The sequence below is a fragment of the Pseudomonas sp. IT-P44 genome (assembly GCF_949768225.1).
Lineage (GTDB): Bacteria > Pseudomonadota > Gammaproteobacteria > Pseudomonadales > Pseudomonadaceae > Aquipseudomonas > Aquipseudomonas migulae.
The window spans coordinates 159,711-172,841 of sequence record NZ_CATKQM010000101.1 but is presented as its reverse complement, the minus strand read 5'-3'; the positions used below and the strand labels follow the sequence as shown (position 1 = coordinate 172,841).

General features: G+C 60.3%; 10 protein-coding genes. All 10 read right to left on the bottom strand.

All coding sequences use genetic code 11. The features are described from left to right. Positions 1–151 precede the first annotated feature (151 nt). A complete protein-coding gene (locus tag ACM6IO_RS29815; RefSeq protein ID WP_192227574.1) occupies positions 152–1,330 on the bottom strand; it encodes an NAD(P)/FAD-dependent oxidoreductase in 1,179 nt (392 codons plus the stop codon). Positions 1,331–1,462: 132 nt separating this feature from the next. Continuing rightward, positions 1,463–2,800 (bottom strand): ATP-dependent RNA helicase DbpA, encoded by a 1,338-nt coding sequence (dbpA, locus tag ACM6IO_RS29810; protein ID WP_230427581.1) that lies wholly within the window; start codon positions 2,798–2,800, stop codon positions 1,463–1,465. A gap of 105 nt (positions 2,801–2,905) precedes the next feature. After that, positions 2,906–4,333, bottom strand: coding sequence for a multidrug transporter subunit MdtD (mdtD, locus tag ACM6IO_RS29805; RefSeq protein ID WP_223413605.1), 1,428 nt, complete (start codon positions 4,331–4,333; stop codon positions 2,906–2,908). Positions 4,334–4,445: 112 nt separating this feature from the next. Continuing rightward, positions 4,446–5,783, bottom strand: a complete 1,338-nt coding sequence (locus ACM6IO_RS29800; RefSeq protein ID WP_253405274.1) for a TldD/PmbA family protein — start codon at positions 5,781–5,783, stop codon at positions 4,446–4,448. Further along, complete coding sequence (locus ACM6IO_RS29795) at positions 5,783–7,225, bottom strand: TldD/PmbA family protein (protein ID WP_223554212.1); 1,443 nt, start codon at positions 7,223–7,225, stop codon at positions 5,783–5,785. Before ACM6IO_RS29795 ends, ACM6IO_RS29800 begins: the two co-directional genes overlap by 1 nt. A gap of 215 nt (positions 7,226–7,440) precedes the next feature. After that, a complete protein-coding gene (locus tag ACM6IO_RS29790; protein WP_414912712.1) occupies positions 7,441–7,791 on the bottom strand; it encodes an AzlD domain-containing protein in 351 nt (116 codons plus the stop codon). Further along, positions 7,788–8,510: an AzlC family ABC transporter permease gene (locus ACM6IO_RS29785; RefSeq protein ID WP_192227579.1), complete on the bottom strand. Its 723-nt coding sequence runs from the start codon at positions 8,508–8,510 to the stop codon at positions 7,788–7,790. The genes ACM6IO_RS29790 and ACM6IO_RS29785 overlap by 4 nt, the downstream gene beginning before the upstream one ends. Continuing rightward, positions 8,510–9,511 carry a hypothetical protein gene (locus tag ACM6IO_RS29780; RefSeq protein WP_192227580.1) on the bottom strand — a complete coding sequence of 334 codons (1,002 nt, stop codon included), beginning with the start codon at positions 9,509–9,511 and terminating at the stop codon, positions 8,510–8,512. The genes ACM6IO_RS29785 and ACM6IO_RS29780 overlap by 1 nt, the downstream gene beginning before the upstream one ends. A gap of 181 nt (positions 9,512–9,692) precedes the next feature. Beyond that, positions 9,693–11,396: a choline dehydrogenase gene (betA, locus tag ACM6IO_RS29775; protein WP_192227581.1), complete on the bottom strand. Its 1,704-nt coding sequence runs from the start codon at positions 11,394–11,396 to the stop codon at positions 9,693–9,695. A gap of 182 nt (positions 11,397–11,578) precedes the next feature. Continuing rightward, positions 11,579–13,051, bottom strand: coding sequence for a betaine-aldehyde dehydrogenase (gene betB / locus ACM6IO_RS29770; protein ID WP_008033273.1), 1,473 nt, complete (start codon positions 13,049–13,051; stop codon positions 11,579–11,581). Positions 13,052–13,131 lie beyond the last annotated feature (80 nt).

The following is a 13,131-nucleotide window of genomic DNA, read 5'->3' as shown; positions in this document are numbered from 1 at the left end:
CTGTTCCTTAAGTTCTATGTCGTCTGTCAGGACGCCTTCGCGGGCAAGCCTCGCTCCTACAGGTTTTGCGCCACCTGAAAACTGGCATATCACCTGTAGGAGCGAGCGGGCGGCGTTCCGACTTGCCCGCGAAGAACGATAACGCGGTACGTCAGACGAATTGCGCAGCGGCGTACCCGGAGGCCCACGCCCACTGGAAGTTGAAACCGCCCAGATGCCCGGTCACGTCGAGCACTTCACCGATGAAGTACAGCCCAGGGCTTTTCAGCGATTCCATGGTCTTGGACGAGACTTCGTTGGTGTCGACGCCGCCCAAGGTCACTTCGGCCGTGCGGTAGCCTTCGGTCCCGGCCGGCACCACTTTCCAGCTCGCCAGCTTCTCGGCGATATCGGCAATTTCCGCGTGGGTGTACTGCTTCATCGGTTTGGAAACGAACCAGTTGTCCGCCAGCAGGTTGGCCATCTTCTTGGTGAAGATTTCGCCGAGCAGGGTTTTCAACTCGCTGTTCGGCCGTTCGGCCTGCTGCTGTTGCAGCCAGCTCGGCACATCGTGATCCGGCATCAGGTTGATCTCTACCGGGTCGCCGGATTCCCAGAACGAGGAAATCTGCAAAATCGCCGGACCGCTGAGGCCGCGATGGGTAAACAGGATGTTCTCGCGAAAGCTCTGATCGTTGCAGCTCACCAGGCAATCCACCGATGTACCGGACAGTTCGGTGCAAAGCTCTTTAAGCTGATCAGTGATGGTGAAGGGCACCAGGCCGGCGCGGGTCGGCAGCAGTTCGTGGCCAAACTGCTTCGCGACCTGGTAACCGAAACCGGTGGCGCCGAGCGTCGGGATCGACAGGCCGCCCGTGGCGATCACCAAGGATTCACAGGTGATCTGGCCCAGTGTGGTGTCCAGCAGATAGCCGCTTTCCAGCTTCTCGATGGTCTGGATCGACGTGTCCAGGTGCAAGTTGACGCCAACCTGATCGCACTCGTTGAGCAGCATTTCGAGGATGTCGCTGGATTTGTTATCGCAGAACAACTGGCCGAGTTTCTTCTCGTGGTACGGCACGCCGTGCTTGGCGACCATGCCGATGAAATCCCACTGCGTGTAGCGCGCCAGTGCGGATTTGCAGAAGTGTTCGTTCTGCGAGAGAAAATTACCCGGTTCGGTGTACATGTTGGTGAAATTGCAGCGGCCACCGCCCGACATCAGGATTTTCTTGCCGGCCTTGTTCGCGTGGTCGAGCAACATCACCTTGCGCCCGCGCCCGGCGGCGGTCAGCGCACACATCAACCCTGCGGCGCCAGCGCCAATGATCACGACTTCGGTAGAGCGCAAAACGGTGTCCTCAAAAATTTCAAAACCGACATGAAACCTGTAGGAGCCGGCTTGCTGGCGATGCAAGCGCCGCGGTCCATCAGGCGGACCGCGTCATCGTTCATCGCCAGCAAGCCGGCTCCTACAAGGTGATCAGAGGATACGAACGCGCAGCGAACGGCCCTTGATCTTGCCGTCGTTCAGGCGTTGCACTGCCTGCTTGGCAACTGCGCGTTCCACGGCCACGAACGCCTGGAAGTCGAAAATCGCGATCTTGCCAACCTGCGCGCCCGGAATCCCGGCATCGCCAGTCAACGCACCCAGAATATCGCCCGGACGCACTTTGTCTTTACGGCCAGCGCCGATGACCAGCGTGCTCATTTGCGGCAGCAACGGACCACCGCCCTGGGACTTGAGGTTGTCCAGCTGATCCCAGCTCAACGGCGACTTCTGCAGTTGCTCGATGGCCTGGGCGCGGTGCGCTTCGGACGGGGCGACCAGGCTGATCGCGATGCCTTTTTCACCGGCGCGGCCAGTACGGCCAACGCGGTGAATGTGGATTTCCGAATCACGCGCCAGTTCGACGTTGATCACCATGTCCAGCGCATCGATGTCCAGACCACGCGCGGCGACGTCGGTGGCAACCAGTACCGAAGTACTGCGGTTGGCAAACATCGTCAGCACCTGGTCACGATCACGTTGTTCCAGATCGCCGTGCAGGCCGACGGCGGAGATGCCTTTGGCGGTCAGGTGATCGACGGTTTCCTGAACCTGCTGCTTGGTGAAGCAGAAGGCCACGCAAGAGGCCGGGCGGTGATGCGCGAGGACTTTGACCACGGCGTCCATGCGCTCTTCCGGAGAGATCTCGTAGAAGCGCTGCTCGATCTGCGTGTCGTCGTGAAACGCCTCGGCTTTCACTTGCTGCGGGTTGCGCATGAACTTGGAGGCCAACTGCTTGATGCCCACCGGGTACGTGGCGGAGAACAGCAGGGTCTGACGACGTTCCGGGCATTGGGCGATGATTTCTTCGATGGAGTCGTAGAAACCCATGTCGAGCATGCGGTCGGCTTCATCGAGGATCAGCGTGTTCAGGCCGTGAAGCACCAGCGAACCTTTGCGCAGGTGCTGCTGGATGCGGCCCGGAGTGCCGACGATGATGTGCGCGCCGTGCTCCAGCGAGCCGATCTGCGGACCGAACGACACGCCGCCGCACAAGGTCAGGACCTTGATGTTGTCTTCGGCGCGGGCCAGGCGACGGATTTCCTTGGCAACCTGGTCAGCCAGTTCACGCGTTGGGCAAATGACCAGCGCCTGGCAGCCGAAGAAGCGCGGATTGATCGGGTTCAGCAGGCCGATGCCGAAGGCTGCGGTCTTGCCGCTGCCGGTCTTGGCCTGGGCGATCAGGTCCATCCCCTTGAGGATCACCGGCAAGCTTTGCGCCTGGATCGGCGTCATCTGGGCATAACCGAGGGAGTCGAGGTTAGCCAGCATGGCGGCGGACAGCGGCAAAGTATTAAAAGCGGTGGCGATGGTGGTCACGGGACTGGCCTGCAAAACAAAATGTCGCGCAGTGTACCAGTCCCATGGCCATTGGCCCTAAGGTTCGATGTGTTCTTCCGGACGCTTGACGCGCCGTCCGTCTTCTCTCGACAGCTGCGAAAAGATCGTCGCGGCCAGCATTGCCATGATTCCGACGGTCACAAACGTGAGTTGGAACGCGCCCAGCACCGTGTCCACGCCGTCGTTTCCGATCTCTGCCGTGAACCCGCCGAGCAGCGCACCAGCGCATGCAACGCCCAGGCTCAGGGACAATTGCGCGACCACCGACAGCAGGCTGTTGCCGCTGCTGGCGCTGGCGTCATCGAGGTCGATCAGGGTCACGGTGTTCATCGCGGTGAACTGCAACGAGTTGATCGCGCCGAGAATCGCCAGCATGCCCAGCAGCAGCCAGTACGGCGTCTGCTCGCTGACCAGGCCCATGCTTGCCAGCATCAGCCCCAGCGCCAGGGTGTTGCCGGTCAGCACAATGCGATAACCCAGGCGCTCGATCAGTGGCCGCGCCACCGACTTCGCGACCATCGCCGCCGCTGCCAGCGGCAACATGCTCATCCCCGCCTGCGACGGCGAGTAGCCCAGCGCCACTTGCAGCAACAACGGCACGAGGAAGGGCAGTGCGCCGCTGCCGAGACGGGCGAACAGGTTGCCGAGGATGCCGACGGCGAACGTGCGGGTCTTGAACAGCGACGGCGCGAACAGCGGATTGTCGATGTGCCCGGCCCGCAGCCAATACGCCGCCAGGCATGCCATGCCGCCGAACAGCAGCAACATCACGCGCAGGTGTGGCAGGTGCAGTTCGCCGAGGCCTTCCATGGCAATGGTGATCAGCACCATCGCTGCGCCAAACAGCAAAAAGCCGAGGCTGTCGAACCGCGTGCGTTCAGTGCCGCGCAGGTCGGGGATGAATTTCCACACCGCGTAGCAACCGACGACGCCGACCGGCAGGTTGATCAGGAAGATCCAGTGCCACGTCAGGTATTCCACCATCCAGCCGCCCATGGTCGGGCCGATCAACGGGCCGAGCAGGCCGGGAATGGTGATGAAACCCATGATCCGCACCAGTTCCGAGCGCGGATAGGCCCGCAGCACCACCAGCCGCCCGACCGGCAGCATCAGCGCACCGCCCAGGCCCTGAATCACTCGGGCGCCAATCAGCATGCTCAGGCTGCTCGACAAGGCGCAGAGCAACGAACCGAAACTGAACAGCAGGATCGCGCCGAAGAAGATTTTCTTGGTGCCGAAGCGGTCGGCGATCCAGCCCGAGGCGGGGATCAGCAACGCGACGGTGAGCATGTAGGCGATGATCACGCCCTGCATGCGCAGCGGGTCTTCCGCCAGATCGCGGGCCATGGCCGGCAGGGCGGTGTTGAGGATGGTCCCGTCGAGGGACTGCATGAAGAAGGCAATGGCGACGACCCACGGCAACCAGCGGGCGGTGACAGCGTCGAGAGGCGGGCGGTTGGGCATGGGACCTCTTGTCAGTGTGAATCTGATTAACCGTGGCGGCTTCTTCGCGGGCAAGCCTCGCTCCTACAAGGTTTCGCTGTTCTTGTAGGAGCGAGGCTTGCCCGCGAAGCTTTTAGAGGGTCAAGGTCAATTTGCTGATCAGCGCGCCCGGCAACAGCGCCGATGCCGTGGCCCGCTGGCTGTAAGTGCTCGCCGACAGCAACAACTCGCGCTCTTCGGTCAACGCTTCCAGCTGCGAACCCAGCAAACTGTATGCACTGTCATCAAAACGCATGGTGCTGACCGGTGCCTGTATCTCGCCATTCTCGACCCAGAACGTCGCAAACCGCGTCATGCCGGTCATGCGTGCCATCGGTTGGTCCGAGTAATTCAGGTACCAGAGGTTGCTGATGTACAAGCCCGTGCCCAGTTGCTTGAGGATCTCGGCATCGGCAAGCGCGCCTGGCGCCATGTTCAGCGCGGTCGGCGATTCACCGCCGCTGGCGCCGTTGGCCGTCAGGCCATATTCGGCGGCGCTGCGTGAGCCGACCAATTGCGCGCCGGCCTTGCCTTCGACGATCAGCTTCAGATCACTGCGTGGATAACCTTCGCCAGAAAATGCCGGGCTCAACGAACCGCTGACTTGCTCGTCAAGGGACACCAGCGGACTGAACGAATGATCGCCCGCATAGAGTTTCTGCAACGGGCTGCTCTTGCTGGCAATCGACTGCGCCGAAAAGCCACCCCAGGACAACATGCCCATGATTTCTTCCAGCGCGGCCGGCGCCAGGTAAGCGCGATACTGACCCGGTGCCAACGTACGCAATGGTCGACCGAGGAACTCAAGCTGCTCTCGCGCCTGCTGGAAGCGCCGGGCAAACCCTTCGCTGTTCCAGTCATGGCCCGCGTAGCTGGCTTTCACCGCCTGGCCGTTTGCATGAAACAGGCTGAAGTCGAAGTTGAAGCTGTTGGCCTGATGCCAGCCGAACGCGCCTGAAGAACTGGCGAAGCCGCGACTGATCGGGCCGGCGGCGTAGAAACCCACCAGATCAAGCCCTTCGGCGGCCCGGGTGATTTCGGCGACCACCTGCTCGGTGTCCGGCAGCGGATGCTCCTGCACATTCTTGCTTTGCCAGCCGGTGTAGTTGAGCAGCAAGTACGGATCCTGCGGCAGCAGCGGCAGGGTGTCGCGCAACTGTTGCAGGCCTTCGGCCAAACGCTGGGCGTCAACGTGAGCATCGCCCGACAGCGTGATGTCGAGGTCGGCGTGGCGACCGTCGTTGATCAGTTTGAGACCGACGCTCGCCTGTTGCACCTGTCCGGCCTGCCGCACCTTGGCATGATTGAAACGCACGAAGGCCGACGACTCGGCGGCGTAGCTGAGGGTGAATTGCTCCGGTTCGCGAATCGCCTCGCGCAACCCGTTGACCAAGGCCTTGAACGAATCAGCCTGACTTTTTGAAGTGCTCATCAGGCGTCTCCCCCAAATACATCCACGTTGCTGAACACGCAGGCCGGTGATGCATGGCCGACACGGATCACCTGATTCGGTTCGCCCTTGCCGCAGTTCGGCGTGCCCAGAACCTTGAAGGTGCTGGCGTCGCCAACGGCGCTGAGGCTCTTCCAGAACTGCGCGGAAATCGCCCGGTAGTTCGGGTTTTTCACCACGCCTTTGAGTTCGCCGTTTTCGATCAACTGGCCCCATTCGCAGCCAAACTGGAATTTGTTGCGCGCATCGTCGATGGACCAGGAACGGTTGGTGCTCATCAAAATACCGTGCTCGATGTTGCCGATCAGTTGTTCCAGCGGCTGATCGCCGGGCTCGATATTGAGGTTGGCCATGCGGTCGATCGGTGGACGGTTCCAGCCGCAGGCGCGGCTGTTGGCAACACCGTCCATGCTGGCGCGGAACTGCGAAAGTGCACCGCCCAATGGACGCAGGAGCAAGCCCTGCTTGATCAGGAATTGCTTGCTCGCGGCAGTGCCGTCGTCGTCATGACCGTAGCTGGCAAGCTGCTCGGGAATGTCCGGGTCGAAGGTGACGTTCAGCAGTTTCGAACCGTACTGCAAATGGCCGAAGTCTTCGGCCTTGACGAAACTGGTGCCGGCGTAATTGCGCTCGTCACCGAGGATGCGATCGAGTTCCAGCGGGTGACCGATGGATTCGTGGATCTGCAGCATCATCTGATCAGGCATCAGCAGCAGGTCGCGCGGGCCTTGTGGCGTGTTCGGCGCGAGCAGCAATTGCAATGCTTGATCGGCAACTTTTGGACCGGCGCCGATCAGGCCGCAACGGCTGATGACATCAGCGCTGCCCTGCTGGCCGAAGTTCTCGCGGCCGAGGCTGCGGGTCTGGCTGTCGTTGCCGTCGTAGGCCGTGACATCGAGGCCCGGATAGACGAAACGCTGGGCCTGGCGCAGTTCGGCGCCGGCGCTGTTGAGGTAGATCTGCTCGACATGGGTGATGCCGATGCTGACCTGCCAGTTCACCAGTCGCTCGTCCTTGGGCACTGCCGCGGATTCGGCGCCGAGCAGTTGGTAGCAATCGCTCAGGGACGGGAAGGGCTGCTCGAGGTTCGGCGAAAAATAGTCGGCGCGGTCGCTGGAAACGGCTTGCTCACGCAGGTCGAGCAACGCGTGAGGCTTGAGCAGGCGAGCTTGTTGCTCGGCTCGGTCCAGCGCCGATTGCAGGCCTTGCGGCGACAGGTCGTTGGTCGCGGCGTAGGCTTCAACGCCGTTGACACGAACGGTCAGCATCGCGCCTTCGTCACGGCTCAGGCTCGGAGGTTCGGCAACGTTCTTGCGTACCGACAGGTACTGGCCGGACTCGCGCACGTATCGCAGAGAAAAGAATTCAGCGCCCGTGCGCAAGGCAGCAAAGCGCTGCTTGAGCTGGGGGTGGAAATCGAACATTCGGGAACCTCCTTGGTCTGGAGTGGCGATGCAGCGGTGTTGCGAAGGGGGGGTGAAACGTTTGCGTGGCGCTAGATTAGGCCTGCGTGGGGGTAGGATCAAGCGTAGAGCTGCGTAGGAAGTATTTAATCAGCGTGAAGGCCGAGGCTCGCGGGCAGACCGTGTCGTGATCTGCTCGCGATGGCATGGGTTACGGTGGTGAGAGGGGGCGGGGCTTACTGCCCGCCATAGAGGTAGACGACCGCCGTCAGATAAATCATCAGGCTGGCCAGGAAAGCGGGAAGTATTTTTCTGGTTTTGGCGACCACAACGAAGGTCCCCAGCAGCAGTATCAGCTTCAGTGCATCCAGGCTTTCAAACTGTTGCATCAGGCTCGGCGCATCCTGTTTGTTGAAGGCCGTGTCATAAATGATTACCCCCAGCATGGCTTGTGCGCTGTAGTTGATAAACCGATAAAACGAGCCGTGGGTGCGCGTCAGCGCCGTAGTGTTTTTAAAGGCAAAGGGCAGGGCGCGAAACGCCAGTGCGCTGGCGGCGGCAAAGCCGATCAAAAACCAAACTGTCATTGGCTGCGCGCTCCTTGTTTGGTCCAGGCGTTTTCAATCAACACGGTCACGCCACCGATCAAAAACGGTGTGATGAGCAAGCTGTAATCCTTGAAGAACAGCACCAGCACCGGCGCGCCGATGAAGCCCAGCCAGTAGCTGGACACTTCGGCGTAATGCGGCCAGTGTTTGCCGGCCAGTGCCGTGAACTGAAGCGGCAACAGCATCATCATCACGGCCGTGGTCACCGGCGACGCCAACCCGGCACCGGCGATGAAGCCGATGCAGGTACACACAATCGACACGGCAAATATCGGCAAGCCCACGCCGAGCATGTAAGTGAAGGGGTGATCGGTTCGTTGTTTGAAGCGGGTCATGCAGGCCGTGAATATCGACGGCGTTATCAGGATCAGCGAGGGCAGTATGTTGCTTGTCGAGACGTGCTTCAGGTACGGCGCCAGCGCGGCCGAGAGCAGCAGAAATCGCACGTTGAGCGCCAGAATGACCGGAATCAACAGCCAGCCATCGTTGTAGTTTTGTAGAAGCAAAAACTGGAGCGGCGTAGAAAATATCAACAAGGTTGTTGCCAGGGTCTGCCCCAGGGTTAACGACTGTGCGGCGCCTACCATCCCGATCGACAAATACAGAAACAGGAAGGCGACACCGAAGCTGATCGCATCCCGTGCGCCTTCCTGGAAGACCTTGGCTGACGAATGACAAGGCGGTTTTCCAGCAACCATCAGCAGGTTTCCCGCGGACAGTCGGATGCATTCAGCGCGTAATACTGCTTCCTGGGGCCTTTGCTGCGAAACAGCAGGCGAGGTGTGGTGGCCAGTGTTGAGGTGGCGGCCTGGGTGCGCACTGCATCTTCACTCATGTTCAGCATGGGGCGTGCGTGCAGAATCTTGTGGTTGGCCACGATCAGGAAGGTTCCGGTCTCGGCTGTCGAGACACTGTGCCTGGCGGTGGGCAACTGGGCTCTGATCTTGTCGAGGACATGTTGGCCGCCGTTGACCGCTCGCATCCGCTCACCGTTGTGCGGGTCGATCCGGAAGTCCAGAGAGAACCGGTAGCCGTAGTGGTCGTCGTATTCGACGACATTGCGAATTCGCTCTTTCGAACCCTTGACGTTTTTGCCGGAAATAAACCTGGCTTGCATGCCAAGCAGTGTTTCAATGTCTTCGTTATCAAGGTCGCAGAGCAAGTCCGCGGGAAAATAATAAGCCGTCGGCGTATGAGTAGTGTCTCGGCAAACTGTTAATGCCAGGAAGTCCACGCTGAGGTTTTCATACAAGTCGTCGGAATGCGGTGTGATATCTCCATAGCCATTTCCCCATTCCCGATATTTTTCTGCTGCCGGTTTAAGATATAAGGCTTTGTGTTCTTCATAGTCGTATTTGATGTCAACCAGATGGAACAAATCGGCGAGCGCTTCATGCACCGTCAGGGCCAGCCTGGGTGAATCGAGGTGGAAGATGTTCTTGATGCACACGGCGGCCACGCCGTCGTGCGCTTGCCCTAATTTATCGAAATAGTAGGCATCTTCCGGGTGGAGGTAAGTTGCAAAGATATTGATCAGCTGGATTTTCAGCTCATGAATACTCAGGTCGTGATTTTTCATCCACCACGCTTCGATCATGCCGCTGAGATAGTTGAAGTTCAGAGTGATTGTTGTTTCTTTTGCTATTGTTTGTCGGAATAAGCTGGCTGATACAGTTGGGTTTGCATAGTGGGTATTCATTATCATCCTTGATAATCAGGTTTTTGTTTGGCGCTGATCTTAATGCAACTATTAAGTTTGAAGTCCCCTATAAGTGTTGCGAGTTTTGTTGCGGGCTGGACAGGGTGGGTGGATTATTCAAGGCAATAAAAAACCGCCAGCCTCCGAAGAGGTGGCGGTTTGCGGTTTTGCAGAGCGGCTATCAGCGTGCTGTCGCGCTCACATCACGCACAGGCTTGCCTTTCACCGGTGCATCACCGGCCACGTAGTAGCTGGCAGTGCTGCGCGGCAATGGCTTGCGACCACGGATCTTGTCGGCGATTTTCTCGGCGATCATGATCGTCGGTGCGTTCAGGTTGCCGGTGGTGATGATCGGCATGATCGAGGCATCGACCACGCGCAGACCTTGCATGCCGTGCACACGGCCTTCGCCATCGACCACAGCCATCTCGTCGGTGCCCATCTTGCACGAGCAGGACGGGTGGAACGCGGTTTCGGCGTGTTCGCGGATGAACTTGTCGAGCTGCTCATCGGTTTGCACTTCAATGCCCGGGCTGATTTCGCGGCCACGGAAAGCGTCCAGTGCAGGCTGTTGCATGATTTCACGGGTCAGGCGGATGCCGTCGCGGAATTCCTGCCAGTCCTGCTCGGTGGCCATGTAGTTGAACAGGATGCTCGGGTACTCGCGCGGATCCTTGGACTTGGCCTGGATGCGACCACGGCTCGGCGAACGCATGGAACCCATGTGCGCCTGGAAACCATGCTCTTTCACACCGTTGCTGCCGTTGTAGTTAATCGCGACCGGCAGGAAGTGGTACTGGATGTTCGGCCATTCGAATTCCGGACGGGTGCGGATGAAACCGCCGGCTTCGAACTGGTTGCTGGCGCCGATGCCGGTGCCGTTGAACAGCCACTCGGCGCCGATGGCCGGCTGGTTGTGCAAGAGCAGCGACGGGTACAGCGAAACCGGCTGGGTGCAGGCGTATTGCAGGTACAGCTCGAGGTGATCCTGCAGGTTTTCGCCGACGCCTGGCAGGTCGTGGACCACCGGGATGTCGAGCTTGTTCAGCAGTTCGGCCGGGCCGACGCCGGAACGTTGCAGAATCTGCGGCGAAGCGATGGCGCCGGAGCACAGCAGCACTTCTTTGCGGGCGCGGACTTCAACGCGCTCTTCAGCGGCGCCGATCAGGTAACGCACGCCGACGGCACGCTTGCCTTCGAACAGGATCTTGTCGGTCAGGGCGTGAGTGACGATAGTCAGGGTCGAGCGCTTCTTGGCGACGTCCAGGTAACCGCGAGCGGTGCTGGCGCGACGGCCCTTCGGCGTCACGGTGCGGTCCATCGGGCCGAAGCCTTCTTGCTGGTAACCGTTCAGGTCTTCGGTGCGCGGGTAACCGGCTTGCACGCCGGCTTCAACCATGGCGTGGAACAGCGGGTTGTTGCCGGCTTTCGGCGTGGTCACGCTGACCGGGCCTTCGCCACCGTGGTAGTCGTTCGGGCCGATGTCGCGGGTTTCGGCCTTGCGGAAGTACGGCAGGCAGTTCAGGTAGTCCCAGTCTTCCAGACCTGGCAGTTTGGCCCAGTTGTCGTAGTCCATCGCGTTGCCGCGGATGTAGCACATGCCGTTGATCAGCGAAGAACCACCCAGGCCCTTGCCGCGACCGCATTCCATCCGGCGACCGTCCATGTGTGGCTCTGGATCGGTTTCGTACGCCCAGTTGTAGCGACGACCTTGCAGCGGGAACGCCAAGGCCGCTGGCATTTGCGTGCGGAAATCCATCCGGTAATCCGGGCCGCCTGCTTCGAGCAGCAGGACGGTGACGCCTTCGTCTTCAGTCAGACGGGTCGCCAGGGTGTTACCGGCCGAGCCGGCACCGATGATGATGTAATCGAATTCTTGGGACATTGAATGCACCCTCTTTGAAGTTGGTCAGGTCAGGCCTGGGCGAGTGCTGCGCACTCGATTCGCGGGCAAGCCTCGCTCCTACAGGTTTTGCGTCGAGCGCAAAATCTGCGGCAAACCTCGATCCTGTAGGAGCGAGGCTTGCCCGCGAAGGCGTCTTCGCGGGCAACACATGACTCGGGGGCTTAGAACACCGAGGCGTAATCGCCCAGCTCAACCTGTACCGATTTGATGCGTGTGAAGTTGTTCAGCGAGCTGATGCCGTTTTCACGACCCACACCGGATTGCTTGTAGCCGCCAACCGGCATCTTCGCGTCGGACTCGCCCCAGGCGTTGATCCAGCAGATACCGGCTTCCAGCTGATGAATCACGCGGTGAGCGCGGTTCAGGTCCTTGGTGACGACGCCTGCGGCCAGGCCGAAGTCGGTGTCGTTGGCACGACGGATCACTTCTTCTTCGGTTTCGTAAGTCAGGATCGCCATCACCGGGCCGAAGATTTCTTCGCGAACGATGGTCATCTCGTCGGTGCAATCGGTGAACACGGTCGGTGCGACGAACGCGCCTTTGGCGAATTCGCCGTCGGTCAGACGGCCGCCGCCGCACAGCACGCGAGCGCCTTCTTCTTTGCCTTTGGCGATGTAGCCCAGCACGCTTTCCATGTGGGCGAAGCTGACCAGCGGGCCGAAGTTGGTGTTTTCGTCTTCCGGATTGCCGACGCGGATGCGCGCAACGCGCTCAGCGATCTTGGCTTCGAAAGCGGCTTTCAGGTGGCTCGGTACGAACACGCGAGTGCCGTTGGTGCAGACCTGGCCGGAGCTGTAGAAGTTGGCCATCATCGCGGTATCGGCGGCGCGATCGAGGTCGGCGTCGTCGAAAATGATCAGCGGGGATTTGCCGCCCAGTTCCATGGTCACGTCTTTCAACGACGAAGCGGAAGCGCTGGCCATGACCTTCTTGCCGGTGTCGGTGCCGCCGGTGAAGGAGATTTTTTCGATGCGCGGGTGCTCGGTCAACCAGGTGCCGACTTCACGGCCGCTGCCGGTCAATACGTTGAACACGCCGGCTGGCAGGCCTGCCTCGGTGTAGATCTCGGCCAGTTTCAGCGTGGTCAGGGAAGTGACTTCGCTTGGCTTGAAGATCATCGCGTTACCGGCCGCCAGGGCAGGAGCGGATTTCCACAGGGCGATCTGGATCGGGTAGTTCCACGCGCCGATACCGGCCACGACGCCCAGCGGCTCGCGACGGGTGTAAACGAACGAAGTGGTGCGCAGCGGGATCTGCTCGCCTTCGATGGCTGGGACCAGGCCAGCGTAGTATTCCAGCACGTCGGCGCCGGTAACGATGTCGACATACTTGGTTTCGGAGAACGACTTGCCGGTGTCCAGGGTTTCCAGGGCGGCCAGTTCATCGTTGCGCTCGCGCAGGATGTCAACGGCGCGACGCAGGATGCGCGAACGCTCCATGGCAGTCATTGCAGCCCAGATTTTCTGGCCCTTTTCGGCGCTGACTACAGCGCGCTCAACGTCTTCCTTGGTCGCACGCTGTACTTTTGCGAGGACTTCACCGTTAGCCGGGTTGATGGCTTCGAAAGTGGCGTCGCTGCTGGCGTCGGAGTAACCGCCATCGATGTAGAGTTTTTGCAGTTCGAAACGGGCCATAGTGTCCTCGCAAGTGCATAAGTGGTTGGCGTTGACCACTGGGCGTGCCGTGTAGCGCTGGCACGCTGGTCAGTGGCGGT